The following is a 15,981-nucleotide window of genomic DNA, read 5'->3' on the forward strand; positions in this document are numbered from 1 at the left end:
AAAGCTGCCCTTCCTGTTGCGCTCGAAGCCCGATCAGGCGTGGATTGCGCCGTCACCACAGGCCAGAGCCGCCTCACGGACCGCTTCCGAGAAGGTCGGGTGCGCGTGGCAGGTCAGGGCCAGATCTTCGGCAGAGGCGCCGAATTCCATCGCCACACAGACTTCGTGGATCAGGTCGCCTGCGCCCGGGCCGATGATATGCGCCCCGAGAATGCGGTCGTTCTCATCCACGATCAGCTTGGCGAAACCATCCGCCTGGAAGACGGCCTTGGCGCGCGCATTGCCCATGAAGGGGAATTTGCCAACCTTGTATTTCACGCCCTCTTTCTTCAGCTCTTCCTCGGTTTTGCCGACCGATGCCACCTCGGGGGTGGTGTAGATCACACCGGGGATGACGCCATAATTGACATGGCCATGCTTGCCCGCGATGACCTCGGCAACGGCCATGCCCTCGTCTTCGGCCTTGTGGGCCAGCATCGGGCCGATGATCGCATCGCCGATCGCATAGACGCCTTTGACAGTGGTCTGCCAATGGGCATCGGTCTTGATCTGGCCGCGCTGTTCCATCTCGACGCCGATTTCCGCCAGACCCAGACCATCGGTATAGGGCTTGCGGCCGGTGGCCACGAGAACGGTATCCGCGTCGATGGTGACCTCGCTGTCATCCTTGCGCAGCTTGTAGGTGACCTTGGCCTTGCCGCCCTTGGTCTCGACCGATTGCACAGCCGCGCCGAGGACGAACTCCATGCCCTGCTTGGCAAGGATCTTCTGGAACTGCTTGGACACCTCGCCATCCATCGTGGGGGTGATCACGTCGAGGAATTCGACCACGGTCACCTTGGCGCCCAGACGCGCATAGACCGAGCCCATTTCCAGACCGATAACGCCTGCGCCGATCACAACGAGCGATTTCGGGATTTTTTTCAGCGACAGCGCGCCGGTGGAGGACACAACGGTCTCTTCGTCGATCTCGATCCCCGGCAGCGAGGACGGCACCGACCCCGAAGCGATCACGATGTTTTTGGCGGTGTGAACCTCATCACCGACCTTGACCTGACCGGCGGCAGGGATCGAGCCCCAGCCTTTGAGCCAAGTGACCTTGTTCTTCTTGAACAGGAACTCGATGCCCTTGGTATTGCCGTCGACGACCTCTTGCTTATAGGCCTTCATCTGGTCCCAATCGACCGAAGGCGTTTTGCCCTTCAGGCCCATCTTGGCGAAGTTATGTTCGGCTTCATGCAGCTCGTGGGTCGCATGCAAGAGCGCCTTGGAGGGGATGCAGCCCACATTGAGGCAGGTGCCGCCCAGCGTCTCGCGGCCTTCGACACAGGCGGTTTTCAGCCCCAGTTGGGCACAGCGGATAGCGCAGACATAGCCACCCGGGCCGCCGCCAATCACGATCACATCAAATTCAGCCATTTTTTGCTCCTATCTGTCAGGTGCGGATTATATCAGTCGGGCAGGGATAGCCCCGCCCTCGTTTCAGATCAGGCCGATCAAAAGCACGGCCAGAGTTGCAAGAAGCCCGATCCCCCAGAACAGCGAACGCCACGGCGTCCAGCCCAGTGCATAGGCGGGGATAAAGGCGAACCTTGCGACAAGAAAGATGCCGCAAAGCGTGGTTGTCAGGGGGCCCGTCTGCCGTGTCAGTACCACCAGAAGCACCGCAGGCGTGAACAGGATGAGGCTTTCAAAGGAGTTGTTCATCGCGCGCTGGAGGCGGGCGGTCACCACCGACAGCGGCTTGGCCGGAGGGGTGTCGCGCGGGCTGAGCGCATAGCCGCGCGGCAGTTCCAGATTGGCGCGCACCGCAAACAGCACCATCAGGGCGATATGCAGCAGCACGGCCAGACCGAGCGCGCTAAGTTCGGGGGTGGTGAATTCGATCATGGGAGCCTCAGAGGATTGCCGACAGGATCATAACAAGCGTGGCCGCAAGACCCGCCAAGAAAATCACAGAGCGCCACGGCACCCAGCCGAAAGCATAGGCCGGAAGATAGAGCGCCCGCGCAGCCACATAGACCCAGGCGCAAAGCGCGCTCAGCCAGCCATTCGTGCCGGTGAACTGCACCATGACCACCGCAATGACAAACGGCCCGATATTCTCGGTATGGTTCGACAATGCACGGCGCAGGCGCAGGGTTTTTTCCGACAGCCGCGCCTCGAGATTTTCACGGGTGCCCAGATTCCCCTCTTTGCCGATATCGGCCTCGAGGGATCTTTGTGACCACAGCACGGCCGCCAGATGTATCAGCACGGTTGCGGCAAGGGCGTAGAGTTCGGGGGTCATGCCAGAACCCTTTCCGGTTTACGCAGCGCAAGCGAAAATCCTGCGATTGCGGCCAGAATGCCGTCCAGCAGCGGCCAGAAATTTCCAAGGCTCAGCCCGCCCGAAATGGCATGCAGGTAATGCAGCGCGCAGAGGGCAAGGGCAAACAGCCAGACCGGACGTTGCGGCGCGCGCAAAGAAAACTGGAGACAGAGCAGCAGAGCAAGGTCGACAACCAGAATGATCATATCGGTTGCCTCGGCCCGCCCCATCGCAAGGAACGCGGTGAGAGCCGGGAAATAGAACGCCCGAAGCGCAATCTCCGCCCAGATCATCCATCGTGCCAGTTGCATCAGTCTTGCCTCGAAACGCACCTGTAGGGGGTGCAGGGGTGTGGCGCCCCGTGACAGGGCGCCACATATCGGATTACAGATCCATCAGCAGGCGGCGCGGATCTTCCAGCGCTTCTTTCACGCGCACGAGGAAGGTCACAGCCCCTTTGCCGTCAACGATACGGTGGTCATAGGACAGCGCGAGATACATCATCGGACGGATCTCGATCTTGCCATTGATGACCATCGGACGGTCCTGGATCTTGTGCATCCCGAGGATACCCGATTGCGGCGGGTTCAGGATCGGCGAGGACATCAGCGAGCCATAGACACCACCGTTCGAGATGGTGAAGGTACCGCCCTGCATCTCTGCCATCGACAGCTTGCCGTCACGCGCGCGCTTGCCTTTTTCCGAGATCGCTTTCTCGATATCGGCAAAGGACATGCTGTCGGCGTCGCGGATCACCGGAACGACCAGACCCTGCGGGGTGCCAGCGGCCACGCCCATATGGACGTAGTTCTTGTAGACGATCTCGTTGCCGTCGATCTCTGCGTTCACTTCCGGCACTTCTTTCAGAGCGTGGCAGCACGCTTTGGTAAAGAAGGACATGAAGCCCAGACGTACGCCATGTTTCTTCTCGAACATGTCTTTGTACTGGTTACGCAGCGCCATCACTTCCGTCATGTCCACCTCGTTATAGGTGGTCAGCATGGCGGCGGTGTTCTGGCTGTCTTTCAGGCGCTTGGCGATGGTGGCCCGCAGACGGGTCATTTTCACGCGCTCTTCGCGGGCTGCGTCATCGGCATTTGCGGTGCCGCGCGGCATCTGCACGGGGGCTGCCGCCACTGCCGGAGCAGGGGCCGAACCCGCTTTGGCCACATCTTCTTTCATGATGCGACCATCGCGGCCGGTGCCGGTGACCGAAGCGGGGTTGATGCCCTTTTCCGCCATCGCTTTTTCCGCCGAAGGCGCGTTTTTCACGCCTGCGCCCGAGGCCGCTTCTGCCGGTGCGGCTGCGGGGGCCGGAGCCGCTGCAACGGAGCCTGCCGATGCGCCTGCCATGATCACGGCCAGCTTGGCCGATGCGTCCACCGTGGTGCCTTCTGCGGCCACGATTTCCGACAGAACACCCGCAGCGGGGGCCGGAACCTCGACCGAAACCTTATCGGTTTCCAGCTCGCACAGCATTTCGTCCTGTGCGACCACATCGCCGGGTTTCTTGAACCAGGTCGAAACAGTGGCTTCGGATACCGACTCGCCCAGCGACGGAACCATCACATCCACGGCTTTGCCTTCGGAGCCACCCGCTGCCGGAGCCGCTGCCGCAGGGGCCTCGGCTTTGGGAGCGGTGGCTGCGGCTGCGCCGCCCTCGGTGATCATGGCCAGAAGCGCATCCACACCCACGGTGGTGCCTTCTGCGGCCACGATCTCGCCCAGCGTGCCTGCCGCGGGGGCCGGAACTTCGACGGTCACTTTGTCGGTTTCCAGCTCACACAGCATTTCGTCTTGGGCAACCGCGTCACCCGGCTTCTTGAACCAAGTGGCGACAGTGGCCTCGGTCACAGATTCGCCCAGCGTGGGGACGCGAACTTCGGTACTCATGGATTATCCCTCCAGTGCATCATTGACGAGCGCGTCCTGCTCGGCCTTGTGCGATTTCGCCAGACCCGTTGCGGGCGAAGCGGAAGCGGCACGGCCTGCATAGCGGGCGCGGGAATGTTTGGCGTCGAGTTTCGACAGGACCCATTCCAGGTTCGGTTCGATGAAGGACCAGGCGCCCTGGTTCTTCGGTTCTTCCTGACACCAGACCATCTCTGCGCCTTTGAAGCGGCTCAGCTCGTTCGTCAGCGAATTCGCGGGGAACGGGTAGAACTGCTCGACACGCAGCAGATAGACATCATCAAGACCGCGCGCATCGCGTTCGGCCAGCAGGTCGTAATAGACCTTGCCCGAACACATCACGACGCGTTTGATATCGGCATCGGGTTTGAGCTTCATATCGGAATTGCCTTTTTCCGCATCGTCCCACAGGACGCGGTGGAAGAAGGAACCGGTGATGAAATCTTCCTTGGTCGAGATCGCTTTCGGATGGCGAAGCAGCGATTTCGGCGTCATCAGAACCAGCGGTTTACGGAAATTCCGGTGGATCTGGCGGCGCAGGATGTGGAAGTAGTTTGCGGGCGTGGAGCAGTTCGCGACGATCCAGTTGTCTTCCGCGCACATCTGCAGGAAGCGTTCCAGACGCGCCGAGGAGTGCTCGGGGCCCTGGCCTTCGAAACCATGCGGCAAGAGCATCACCAGACCGGACATCCGCAGCCATTTGCGTTCGCCCGAGGAGATGAACTGGTCGAACATGATCTGCGCGCCGTTGGCGAAGTCACCGAATTGGGCTTCCCAAAGGGTCAGCGCATTCGGCTCTGCCAGCGAGTAGCCATATTCAAAGCCCAGAACCGCATATTCGGACAGCGCCGAGTCGATCACCTCGTAGCGGGACTGGCCTGCCTTGATGTGATTGAGCGGGTAGTAACGCTCTTCGGTTTTCTGGTCGATGAAGGCCGAGTGACGTTGGCTGAAGGTGCCGCGGGTCGAATCCTGACCGGCCAGACGCACCGGATAGCCTTCCGACAGCAGCGAGCCGAACGCCAGTGCCTCGCCGGTTGCCCAGTCAAAGCCCTTGCCGGTCTCGAACATCTGGGTCTTGTTGTCCAGCAGACGCGCCACGGTCTTGTGCATGTTGAAATCGTCGGGCGCGCTTACCAGCGCCTTGCCGACTTCGTTATAGGTCTCTTCCGAGATCGCGGTGGAACCCGCGTCATAGACCTGACCCTCGCGCTCCATGTTCTTCCAGCGGCCATCAAGCCAGTCAGCCTTGTTCGGCTTGAAGGTCTTGCCCGATTCGAACTCTTCGTTCAGATGCGCCTGGAAGGCGGCTTTCATATCCTCGATCTCGCCCTCGGGGATCAGGCCGTCTTTCACTAGACGCTCGGTATACAGCTGCAGCGTCGTCTTGTGACCCTTGATGTTGGTATACATCGCGGGGTTGGTGAACATCGGCTCGTCGCCTTCGTTGTGACCGAAGCGGCGGTAGCAGAAGATGTCCAGAACGACGTCCTTGAGGAACTTCTGGCGGAACTCGGTCGCCACTTTCGCGGCATGCACAACGGCTTCCGGATCATCGCCATTGACGTGGAAGATCGGCGCTTCCACCATCAGGGCGATATCGGTCGGGTAGGGCGAGGTGCGCGAGAAATGCGGCGCGGTGGTGAAGCCGATCTGGTTGTTCACCACGATATGGATCGTGCCGCCGGTGCGGTGACCACGGATGCCCGACAGCTGCAGACATTCCGCCACAACGCCTTGGCCCGCAAAGGCCGCATCGCCGTGCAGCAGGATCGACAGAACCTCGCGGCGCTCGCTATCGTTGAGCTGGTCCTGCTTCGCACGGACCTTGCCCAGAACAACGGGGTTCACCGCCTCAAGGTGCGAGGGGTTCGCGGTCAGCGAAAGGTGGACCTTGTTGCCATCGAACTCGCGGTCCGAAGATGCGCCAAGGTGATATTTCACATCGCCCGAGCCATCGACGTCTTCCGGCTTGAACGAGCCGCCCTGGAATTCGTTGAAGATCGCGCGATAGGGTTTCATCATCACGTTCGACAGCACCGACAGACGGCCGCGGTGCGGCATGCCGATGACGATCTCTTTCAGACCGAGATTGCCGCCGCGCTTGATGATCTGCTCCATCGCGGGGATCAGAGCCTCGCCACCGTCCAGACCGAAGCGCTTGGTCCCCATGTATTTCACATGCAGGAACTTCTCGAAGCCCTCGGCCTCGACCAGCTTGTTCAGGATCGCGCGGCGGCCTTCACGGGTGAAGGTGATCTCTTTGTCATAGCCTTCGATACGCTCTTTCAGCCATGCCGATTGCTCGGGGTCCGAGATATGCATGTATTGCAGCGCGAAGGTGCCGCAATAGGTGCGCTTCACGATCTCCATGATCTGGCGCATCGAGGCGATTTCCAGCCCCAGCACCTTATCAAGGAAGATCGGGCGGTCCATATCGGCATCGGTGAAGCCGTAGGATTTGGGGTCGAGTTCCGGATGCGGAACATCGTCATGCATTTTCAGCGGGTCGAGATCTGCGGCAAGGTGGCCACGGATCCGGTAGGCGCGGATCAGCATCAGCGCGCGCACGGAATCCAGAACGGCGCGCTGGATCGCGCCCTCGTCCAGCTTGACACCTTTTTCTTCGGCTTTCTTGCCGATTTTCTTGCCTGCATCCTTGGCTTCGGCCACGGGCCATTCGCCGGTCAGGGCCCCCATGATCTCGCTCGGCGCCGAAGCCGGCCAGTCACGGCGTTCCCAGCTGGGACCGGAGGCCGATTTCTTGACGCTGGTTTCATCGTCATGCAGGGTGCGGAAGAACTCTGCCCATGCCGCGTCGACCGAGGTCGGATCATTGGCAAAACGGGCATAGAGCTGCTCGACATATTCGGCGTTGCCCCCCTGAAGGAAGCTGGATGCCTGGAATTGGCTGTTTGGAGATTCGTCGTTCATATGGTCACCTGTTCAGGTGGATGGGTTTGGAGCGGCCCGCGCGTGTCGCGGACCGTGATACGAAGTTGGGCCTTACTTGCTGTAAGGCGAGATGTAGGGCTGGCTCGCCGCAGACAAGCCCGCGGCATGTGCACAGCCGTCAGAGTATTTGGACCAGTCATTGGCGCTCGTGCACCGAGCTGCCTGTCCGTTGACGATTGTCCCGTTGGTGCGGGCGCTGTTGGCCACCGCATAGCCTGTGTCACCGGTCGGGGTGGTGCCCGCCGGAACCTTGCTGCGACCGACAATAGGCCCTGTGGTGATTGGGCCGGGGGCGGCTTTCACCATCTGATCTTGAATTTCCGAACCGGCGGTGTCGGCCTGCTCGTGAATTTTTCCGCTCCCCCAATAGTTACCCGGACCACAGGCCGTCAGCCCGACCGCGCAAGCCCCCAGCAAAGCGGCTTTGCCCAGACGGAAGAAACTGGTTGTCTTCGTGGTGTTCATGTTGAAAGCCCTTCTTCGCGGCATGTTTGCGCGTGCCATGCGGACGCCATTTGCAGAGTAAGTCGGAGAGAAAGTTTCCGCATTATCAAGAGCTGTCGCTCCGCGCGCGGAAAACTGCATAGAGTTAAGAGAAAAACTCCCTGATACCGAAGCATGCGGAATGATCGCGTGGCCCAAAGCAGAAAGGCCACCCTGACCAGGCGCGGTCCGGGTGTTTTTAAGCAAGTCTGCAATCCGTCTTTTCATCATTCCGTCCTCTACCCGACCTTTTATCGGGCTGACGTTTTCGAAAGCGACCTCGGAAGGGCAAAACAGAGAAGCCATCTCTGCTCAGCTCTGCCGAGCGGCACCCAATCGGCGCCGAGGGCCCGCGCAAATCACCTGCGCGGGCACCGGTAGTCAAGTCCTTAGCCTTTGATGGCTTTCATCACGGCTTCGCCCAGCGTTGCGGGGCTGTCTGCCACGACGATCCCTGCCGATTTCATGGCTTCGATCTTCGATTCCGCATCGCCTTTGCCGCCAGCGACGATTGCGCCTGCGTGGCCCATGCGGCGGCCCGGAGGGGCCGTGCGCCCTGCGATGAAGCCCGCAACCGGTTTCCAACGGCCTTTTTTCTTCTGCTCGGCGAGGAATTCTGCGGCTTCTTCTTCCGCCGAACCACCGATTTCCCCGATCATGATGATCGACTGGGTTTCCGGATCGTCAAGGAACATGTCGAGCACATCGATATGCTCGGTGCCTTTGATCGGGTCGCCGCCGATGCCCACAGCCGAGGACTGGCCCAGACCCATATCGGTCGTCTGTTTGACGGCCTCGTAGGTCAGGGTGCCCGAACGCGACACAACGCCGACCGAGCCACGCTTGTGGATATGGCCGGGCATGATGCCGATTTTGCAAGCGTCGGGGGTGATGACGCCCGGGCAGTTCGGCCCGATCAGGCGCGATTTGCTGTCGATCAGCGCGCGCTTGACTTTCATCATGTCGAGCACCGGAATGCCCTCGGTGATGCAAACAATCAGTTCCATTTCCGCGTCGATCGCTTCAAGGATCGAGTCGGCCGCGAAGGGCGGGGGAACATAGATCACGGTCGCATTCGCTTCGGTGACATGCTTGGCTTCATGGACCGAGTTGAACACCGGCAGGTCCAGATGTTTCTGGCCGCCTTTGCCGGGGGTCACGCCGCCAACCATCTTGGTGCCGTAAGCGATGGCCTGTTCCGAGTGGAAGGTCCCCTGCGAGCCGGTGAAGCCCTGACAGATGACTTTGGTGTTTTCGTTGACGAGAACTGCCATGATCTTAGCCTTTCACCGCTTTCACGATTTTCTCTGCGCCGTCCGACAGGTTGTCTGCGGCAATCACGTTCAGGCCGGAAGTCGCAATGATTTCCTTGCCTTTTTCGACATTGGTGCCTTCAAGGCGGACAACCAGCGGAACCTGCAGGCCGACTTCTTTCACGGCGGCCAGAACGCCTTCCGCGATGATGTCGCAGCGCATGATGCCGCCGAAGATGTTGACCAGAATGCCTTTGACGTTCTTGTCGGAGGTGATGATCTTGAAGGCCTCGGTGACCTTTTCCTTGGTCGCGCCGCCGCCCACATCAAGGAAGTTCGCAGGCTCTGCGCCATAGAGCTTGATGATGTCCATCGTGGCCATCGCCAGACCCGCGCCGTTCACCATGCAGCCGATTTCGCCGTCGAGCGCGATGTAGTTCAGGTCGTATTTCGACGCTTCGAGTTCCTTGGAATCTTCCTCGGTCTCGTCGCGCAGGGCCTGGATGTCGTGGTGACGGTAAAGCGCGTTGCCGTCAAAGCCGACTTTGGCGTCCAGCACCTTGAGGTTGCCATCGGGCATGACGATCAGCGGGTTGATCTCGAGCTGCTCCATGTCCTTCTCGATGAAGGCTTGGTAGAGCTTGGCCAGAAGGCCGACCATCTGTTTGACCTGACCCCCTTCGAGACCCAGCGCGAAGGCCACACGGCGCCCGTGATAGGCTTGGTAGCCCGCCGCCGGATCGATCGAGAACGACAGGATTTTTTCGGGGGTCGCTGCGGCGACTTCCTCGATATCCATACCGCCTTCGGTCGAGCATACGATCGACACGCGGCTCGACTGGCGGTCTACCAGAAGCGCCAGATACAGTTCGCGGTCAATGTCCGAACCGTCTTCGATATAGATGCGGTTGACCTGCTTGCCTGCGGGGCCGGTCTGGTGTGTCACCAGCGTCTTGCCCAGCATCTGCTTGGCCATCGCTTCGGCTTCTTCCACCGATTTGGCCAGGCGCACGCCGCCCTTTTCGCCGGCTTCCGGCTCTTTGAAATGGCCTTTACCACGGCCACCGGCGTGGATTTGTGCCTTCACAACCCAAAGCGGTCCGTCGAGTTCGCTTGCTGCGGTCTTGGCCTCCTCTGCCTTCAGAACCGCGCGACCCTCCGAAACCGGGCAGCCGTAGCTCTTGAGGAGCTGCTTCGCCTGATATTCATGAATGTTCATGATCTCCGTCCCATGCTGGTGCGATTTGCGGCAGACTGGTACAGATTGTCGCAGGCTGACAAGCTCAAATTGCCCTGCGCGCTCAGATGTGAGCGGAAATCCGTCTTTTGTGATCACAGCCTTATCGGGTGTGATCACAAGCAAGATTCTGTTAGCGATTCAACTTTCGCTTGGGCAAAATGGGTCGAATCTTCGAAGCCTGATCGTGACAGGGGAAAGTGATGTGCCAATGACAATGTCGAACCGCGCGCCGGATCATCCGCAATGGGCTGTGGTCGGCTTGATGGACGAGCCCGCCCCCCTGATGGCGGCTTGGGTCGCCCATCACGTGGCCATCGGGGCAGGGGAGGTGCATGTGGTCTTCGATCGTCCCGACCCGCCGACCGAGGCGCTTTTGCGCGGCGTCTCGGGGTGTTTCGTCCATCGTTCAGGCGAGGACGGCTGGGCGCTGCACTGGAAGGCGCGGCGCCCGAACCGCCATCAGGCACGGCAGAAATATCATGCGACACGGATCGCGAATGAAACCGCGATGGACTGGATAATCCATTGTGATGCCGATGAATTCGTCCATCTTGAACGCCCCTTGTCATGGGAACTGGAAAAGACCCGCGAGAAGGCGTGGCTACGGCTGGAAGTGCTGGAGCGGACCTTTGTTCCGGGCGTCACAGGGGACGATATCTTTCAGGGGGTCTTCCGCAAGCGCTGGGATGCGTTTGCCGAAGAGGGGGCGGCGTTCTACGGTCCGCGCGCGCGGTTTCTCAACCGTGGCGTCTCGGGGCATATCGCGGGTAAGGCCTGTATGCGCACGGGGCAGGGCTATGTGCTGGGGGTGCACCATCCGACCGAGCATTGGGACGCACCGGGCGGGACGGTCACCCTGCCTTACCGGCCCTCCTATAACGCGCGCCTGATGCATTTCGACGGGCTTACCCCTTTGCATTATATCCTTAAAATGATGCGCCGCGCGCTGACGCAGGTTTCTGGCGCGCCGGTGCCCTATGCGGCGCCGAGGGTGGCGCAATTCGAGGAGGCGGCGCGTCTGGCGCGGGATCCGCAGGCATTGTGGGATCACTGGTTTGCGGTGCAAGGGGTGACTGAGGCGGAAGAGGTGGCTCTGGCGCAGCGCGATCTGGCCGAGCGCATTGCCTGCCCCGTCCTGTCGCATGCGCAGGCCCTGTTTCCCGAGCTTGATTTCTCGCCTGCGGGCTTTGACCGTTTGCTGCTGGAGCATGAAGAGGCATTGGTGGCCAAGGCAAAAGAGAGGCTGGGCTTTGATGCGCAGGCTTTTCTGGCCGAAGCCTTTACCGGTTAGCGCAAAGGTCGGGGCGAAGGCAGAATGCAAAAGGCGCAGCCGAAGCCGCGCCTTTCACGTGAAACATCGCTATGGCTCAGGCCAGCGAGCTGTCGATACCTTTGCAGGCTTCGACCAGACCGTTCACCGCGTCGACCGATTTGTCGAACATGGCTTGCTCGTCTTTGTTCATCTTGATGTCGACAACACGCTCGATGCCGCCAGCACCGATCACGGTCGGCACGCCGACATACATGCCGTCAAGGCCAAGCGCGCCTTTGACATAGGCGGCACAGGGCAGAACGCGCTTCTGGTCCTTGAGATAGGCTTCCGCCATCTCGATCGCCGAAGTCGCCGGAGCATAGAAGGCCGAACCGGTTTTCAGCAGGCCAACGATCTCGGCGCCACCGTCACGGGTGCGCTGGATGATCGCGTCAAGCTTCTCTTGCGTGGTCCAGCCCATCTCGACGAGGTCGGGCAGCGGGATGCCTGCAACGGTCGAGTAACGTGCCAGCGGAACCATGGTGTCGCCGTGGCCGCCCAGAACGAAAGCGGTGACGTCTTTCATGGAGACGTTGAACTCGGTCGCGAGGAAGTGGCGGAAGCGGGCCGAATCCAGCACGCCTGCCATGCCGCAGACTTTCTCGGCGGGCAGGCCGGAGAATTTCTGAAGCGCCCAGACCATCGCGTCGAGCGGGTTGGTGATGCAGATCACGAATGCGTTCGGGGCATATTGCTTGATGCCTTCGCCGACCGATTTCATGACTTTGAGGTTGATGCCCAGAAGGTCATCGCGGCTCATGCCGGGTTTGCGCGGCACGCCGGCCGTCACGATGCAGACATCTGCACCTGCGATATCGGCATAGTCCGTGGTGCCTTTCAGCGTGGCGTCAAAGCCTTCGGACGGGCCGGATTCGGCGATGTCCAAGGCTTTCCCCTGCGGGGTGCCTTCGGAAATGTCGAACAGGACGACGTCGCCAAGTTCTTTGAGGGCTGCAAGATGGGCGAGAGTACCACCGATCTGACCTGCGCCGATAAGCGCAATCTTGGGTCGGGCCATGAATTCCTCCGTCGTGGGATGGATATAAGTGACGGGTGATGGGTAGGGGGTTTTTAAGCTTTAGGCAAGAGCAGCGCACGGTTTCCTGCAGCTTAAGCGTGTTATGTATGCCGTGGTGTACGGCCTCGCCAGCAGGGAACCTGAGTGACTACAATCACTTATCCGTGACAGCCGCCGTAGCCCTTGGCGCAAAAAACCCGTTTTTCTGGGCCACTAGATCTCTTTTTTGGGTCTGTATGTGTCGGAGGTTTCAACCTTTTGGGGCGCGGACTTATAGTTCAGCCCCGAAGCGATCAGGCAACTTGTTCCATTGGGGGTGGTCGCAAGCAGCGTCCATGATCCGCTCTCTGCCGCGAAGAGTTCCATCAATGTATTATTGGCGGCAATGCCGGTACTGCGGCGTGTTTCCTGATAGCGGTTGGCAAGTTCGACAACAATATCGGCCCGTTTGCCACAGGCATTTGTCTCGGCCCGCAGGTTTTGTGCGGCAAGGATAAGCGCGAGGAAGCCCAGAGAGAGGGCAAAAAGCTTCTTTTGCATGAATCGCCCATTGGTTGTGATATGTCCTGCGCACTAAACTGCGCCCAACTCGCGAAAAGAAGGTTAACGGCGCAGAAAGAAACCGGGCTGCCGCGCATAAAAGGAATATTCTGCGTCGCGGCAGAAATTATGTTGCAATTTGTTTTCTTTTTGTGATCTTTTATTCCACATCGAAGGATGGGAGGAGAATCATGTCGGCACAGCCTTATCGCTCGGTGCTTTATATTCCGGGGTCGAAAGAGCGGGCGCTTGAAAAAGCGACGGGTCTTGAATGTGACGCGATCATCTTCGATCTCGAGGATGCCGTGGCGATTGATGAAAAGGTCAATGCGCGGGATATTCTGGTTTCGGCTTTGAAAACAGCCGATTATGGCAATCGTGCGCGGATCGTCCGGGTGAACGGGCTGGACACTGATTGGGGCCGTGAAGACGTGCTGAGCATGGCGCGGGCCCTGCGCGAGGGCGCGAAGATCGATGCGATCCTGATCCCCAAAGTGAATACACCTGCCGATCTGGACGCAGTTGCCGATCTGGTGGCGGAAGTGCCGCTTTGGGCGATGATGGAAACCTCGCTTGGGATGCTGAACGCGCAGGCCATTGCCGCCCATCCGCGCTTGCAGGGCATGGTCATGGGCACCAATGATCTGGCCAAAGAGCTTGGTTCGCGTTTCCGTGCCGACCGTCTGCCGATGCTGCCGGGGCTTGGCCTGTGCCTGCTGGCCGCCAAGGCCTATGGCAAGATTATCGTCGACGGGGTGTATAATGCCTTCAAGGACGAAGAGGGGCTGCGGGCTGAATGTGATCAGGGCCGTGATATGGGCTTTGACGGCAAGACCCTGATCCACCCCGCGCAGCTTGCGGTTGCCAATGCCGCCTTCGCGCCCTCCGAGGCCGAGATCGATCTCGCCCGACGCCAGATTGCGGCCTTTGACGAGGCGCAGGCCAACGGGCAGGGCGTTGCGGTTGTCGATGGTAAGATCGTTGAAAATCTGCATATCGTGACAGCGCGGCAGATCCTTGCAAAAGCAGAGGCGATCTCCGCACGGATTTAAGCCAAGCGGAGTAAGCCAATGATCCTTCTTATCCTCGGTGTCGTTATCTGGGCACTGGCGCATTTGTTCAAACGGCTGGCGCCCGAAGCGCGCGCGAAGATGGGTCCGCAGGGGCGGGCGATGGTTTCGGGGCTACTGGTCCTGTCGCTTGTGCTGATGGTCATCGGCTATCGCAGCGCCGACGGGGCGTTTTTCTGGGGACGCAGTCCTGCCGTGACGGGGATCAACAACCTGTTGATGCTGGTTGCCGTCTATCTCTTTGCGGCGGCGGGGATGAAGACCAAGATCGCGCAGGTCTACCGCCATCCGATGCTGCTGGGCGTGGTCCTGTGGGCTGTGGCCCACCTGCTGGTCAATGGCGACACGCCCAGCTTCGTGCTCTTTGGTGGCATCGGCATCTGGGCGCTTGTCGAGATGGTGCTGATCAGCCGCACGGCGTGGGTCCGGCCCAAAGGCAAAGGTGCCAAGATGGAGGTCTTCGCGATCCTTGGCACTGTTATTGTATATGGCGCAATCGCGCTTGTGCACTATGCCTTTGGCTATCCGGTTTTCGGCTAAAGGAGCGGGACATGAAGGCTTATCGTTTTCTCACGGCAGATGACACGAGCGAATTCTGCCACAAGGTCACCGAGGCGCTGTCCAAGGGATGGGTGCTGCAGGGCGATCCGCAATATGCGTTTGATGCGGCTAAGGGCGTGATGCGCTGCGGGCAGGCGGTGACGAAAATTGTCGAGGGCGACTATTCGCCCGATCTGAAACTGGGGCAGCTGTAACGCGCCCCTGAAACGGGAGGAGTGCGGGCATGGCCAAGACGAATTCGGGCCGGTTCTTCGAGGATTACACAGTGGGGCAGGTGCTGAAACATGCCGTGCCCCGCACCGTATCGGGAGGGGAGAGGGCGCTGTATCATGCGCTTTATCCGGCGCGTGGGGCGCTGTATTCCTCCGATGCGTTCGCGCGGTCCTGTGGCCTGCCTGCCTCGCCCATCGATGATCTGGCGACGTTCCATGTGGTCTTTGGCAAGACGGTGCCGGATGTGTCGCTGAATGCCGTGGCCAATCTGGGCTATGCCGAGGGGCGCTGGCATCTTCCGGTCTATCCGGGTGATACGCTGCGCGCTGAATCCGAGGTGATCGGGCTCAAGCAGAATTCCAACGGCAAATCCGGTGTGGTCTATGTCCGCACCCGCGGTCTGAACCAGCGTGACGAGACGGTTATGGACTATGTGCGCTGGGTGATGGTGCGCAAAGGCAATCCCGATGCGCCCGCGCCCGAGACCGTGCTGCCCGATCTGAAGACGGTGGTGGATCCGGCAGATCTGGTGCTGCCCGAGGGGCTGGACTTCACGGGCTATGATTTCGACCTTGCGGGCGAGCCGCATCGCTGGGGCGATTACGAGATCGGCGAGAAGATCGACCATGTGGATGGCGTCACGATTGAGGAGGCCGAACATATGCTGGCGACCCGCCTTTGGCAAAATACCGCCAAAGTGCATTTCGATGCGACCTTCCGCCCTGACGGCCAGAGGTTGATCTATGGCGGCCATATCATCTCTATGGCGCGGGCCTTGTCTTTTAACGGGCTGGCCAATGCGCAGATGATCGTGGCGCTCAATGGCGGCGCGCATGCCAATCCGTGCTTCTCGGGGGATACTGTCAAAGCATGGTCGGAAGTGATTGATAAGGCTGAAACTTCCGCACCCGGAGTGGGGGCGTTGCGGTTGCGTCTGGTGGCAGTAAAGGCGACAGCCTCCCCCTTTGCCCTGCGCGGCGAGGATGGCAAATATCTGCCCGATGTCCTGTTGGATCTGGACTACTGGGCGTTGTGCCCGATGTGATCGTAATGCATTGAATTTCAATGCATTCGGAAATAGGAAAGTGTTTTTAGGGGTTGATCGCGCGGCCAA

At 60.0% G+C, this 15,981-nt stretch carries 16 protein-coding genes; 5 read left to right on the plus strand and 11 right to left on the minus strand.

Annotated features, from left to right (window positions below; translation table 11 throughout):
* Positions 1–33: 33 nt before the first annotated feature.
* The 9 genes from lpdA to sucC all read right to left on the minus strand — a co-directional run bounded on the left by lpdA (position 34) and on the right by sucC (position 10,132).
* Positions 34–1,419: a dihydrolipoyl dehydrogenase gene (gene lpdA / locus WDB88_RS04550; protein WP_339109019.1), complete on the minus strand. Its 1,386-nt coding sequence runs from the start codon at positions 1,417–1,419 to the stop codon at positions 34–36.
* Positions 1,420–1,482: 63 nt separating this feature from the next.
* On the minus strand, positions 1,483–1,890 hold the full coding sequence (locus tag WDB88_RS04555) for an MAPEG family protein (RefSeq protein WP_339109020.1): 408 nt from the start codon (positions 1,888–1,890) through the stop codon (positions 1,483–1,485).
* A 7-nt stretch (positions 1,891–1,897) separates the two neighbouring features.
* A complete protein-coding gene (locus WDB88_RS04560; RefSeq protein ID WP_339109021.1) occupies positions 1,898–2,290 on the minus strand; it encodes an MAPEG family protein in 393 nt (130 codons plus the stop codon).
* A complete protein-coding gene (locus tag WDB88_RS04565) occupies positions 2,287–2,622 on the minus strand; it encodes a hypothetical protein (protein WP_339109022.1) in 336 nt (111 codons plus the stop codon). Before WDB88_RS04565 ends, WDB88_RS04560 begins: the two co-directional genes overlap by 4 nt.
* A 73-nt stretch (positions 2,623–2,695) precedes the next feature.
* Complete coding sequence (odhB, locus tag WDB88_RS04570; protein WP_339109023.1) at positions 2,696–4,204, minus strand: 2-oxoglutarate dehydrogenase complex dihydrolipoyllysine-residue succinyltransferase; 1,509 nt, start codon at positions 4,202–4,204, stop codon at positions 2,696–2,698.
* A gap of 3 nt (positions 4,205–4,207) precedes the next feature.
* A complete protein-coding gene (locus WDB88_RS04575; protein ID WP_339109024.1) occupies positions 4,208–7,156 on the minus strand; it encodes a 2-oxoglutarate dehydrogenase E1 component in 2,949 nt (982 codons plus the stop codon).
* 72 nt (positions 7,157–7,228) lie between these two features.
* A complete protein-coding gene (locus WDB88_RS04580) occupies positions 7,229–7,891 on the minus strand; it encodes a hypothetical protein (RefSeq protein ID WP_339109025.1) in 663 nt (220 codons plus the stop codon).
* Positions 7,892–8,049: 158 nt separating this feature from the next.
* The gene (gene sucD, locus WDB88_RS04585; protein WP_339109026.1) at positions 8,050–8,934 is read right to left on the minus strand and encodes a succinate--CoA ligase subunit alpha; all 885 of its coding nucleotides are present in this window, start codon (positions 8,932–8,934) and stop codon (positions 8,050–8,052) included.
* A gap of 4 nt (positions 8,935–8,938) precedes the next feature.
* Positions 8,939–10,132, minus strand: a complete 1,194-nt coding sequence (sucC, locus tag WDB88_RS04590; protein WP_339109027.1) for an ADP-forming succinate--CoA ligase subunit beta — start codon at positions 10,130–10,132, stop codon at positions 8,939–8,941.
* Between the two features lie 229 nt (positions 10,133–10,361).
* Between sucC and WDB88_RS04595 the strand changes: the two genes are divergently transcribed.
* On the plus strand, positions 10,362–11,444 hold the full coding sequence (locus WDB88_RS04595) for a glycosyltransferase family 2 protein (RefSeq protein WP_339109028.1): 1,083 nt from the start codon (positions 10,362–10,364) through the stop codon (positions 11,442–11,444).
* 76 nt (positions 11,445–11,520) lie between these two features.
* On the opposite strand, the gene mdh is transcribed toward WDB88_RS04595, so the two are convergent.
* Together mdh and WDB88_RS04605 are read right to left on the minus strand one after the other, a co-directional pair.
* The gene (gene mdh, locus WDB88_RS04600) at positions 11,521–12,483 is read right to left on the minus strand and encodes a malate dehydrogenase (RefSeq protein ID WP_339109029.1); all 963 of its coding nucleotides are present in this window, start codon (positions 12,481–12,483) and stop codon (positions 11,521–11,523) included.
* 213 nt (positions 12,484–12,696) lie between these two features.
* Entirely contained in the window at positions 12,697–13,023 is a 327-nt protein-coding gene (locus tag WDB88_RS04605) for a hypothetical protein (RefSeq protein WP_339109030.1), read from the minus strand.
* A 191-nt stretch (positions 13,024–13,214) separates the two neighbouring features.
* Here WDB88_RS04605 and WDB88_RS04610 point away from each other — a divergent pair, with 191 nt between their 5' ends.
* From WDB88_RS04610 to WDB88_RS04625, 4 genes are read left to right on the plus strand one after another with little or no spacing between them, the layout of a single operon-like run.
* Positions 13,215–14,075 (plus strand): CoA ester lyase, encoded by an 861-nt coding sequence (locus WDB88_RS04610; RefSeq protein WP_339109031.1) that lies wholly within the window; start codon positions 13,215–13,217, stop codon positions 14,073–14,075.
* Between the two features lie 18 nt (positions 14,076–14,093).
* Positions 14,094–14,633: an NnrU family protein gene (locus tag WDB88_RS04615; RefSeq protein WP_339109032.1), complete on the plus strand. Its 540-nt coding sequence runs from the start codon at positions 14,094–14,096 to the stop codon at positions 14,631–14,633.
* 11 nt (positions 14,634–14,644) lie between these two features.
* A complete protein-coding gene (locus tag WDB88_RS04620) occupies positions 14,645–14,848 on the plus strand; it encodes a DUF1737 domain-containing protein (RefSeq protein WP_339109033.1) in 204 nt (67 codons plus the stop codon).
* 29 nt (positions 14,849–14,877) lie between these two features.
* Complete coding sequence (locus WDB88_RS04625; RefSeq protein WP_339109034.1) at positions 14,878–15,912, plus strand: MaoC family dehydratase; 1,035 nt, start codon at positions 14,878–14,880, stop codon at positions 15,910–15,912.
* Positions 15,913–15,981 lie beyond the last annotated feature (69 nt).

It is taken from the genome of Thioclava sp. GXIMD4216 (assembly GCF_037949285.1).
GTDB classification, from domain to species: domain Bacteria; phylum Pseudomonadota; class Alphaproteobacteria; order Rhodobacterales; family Rhodobacteraceae; genus Thioclava; species Thioclava litoralis.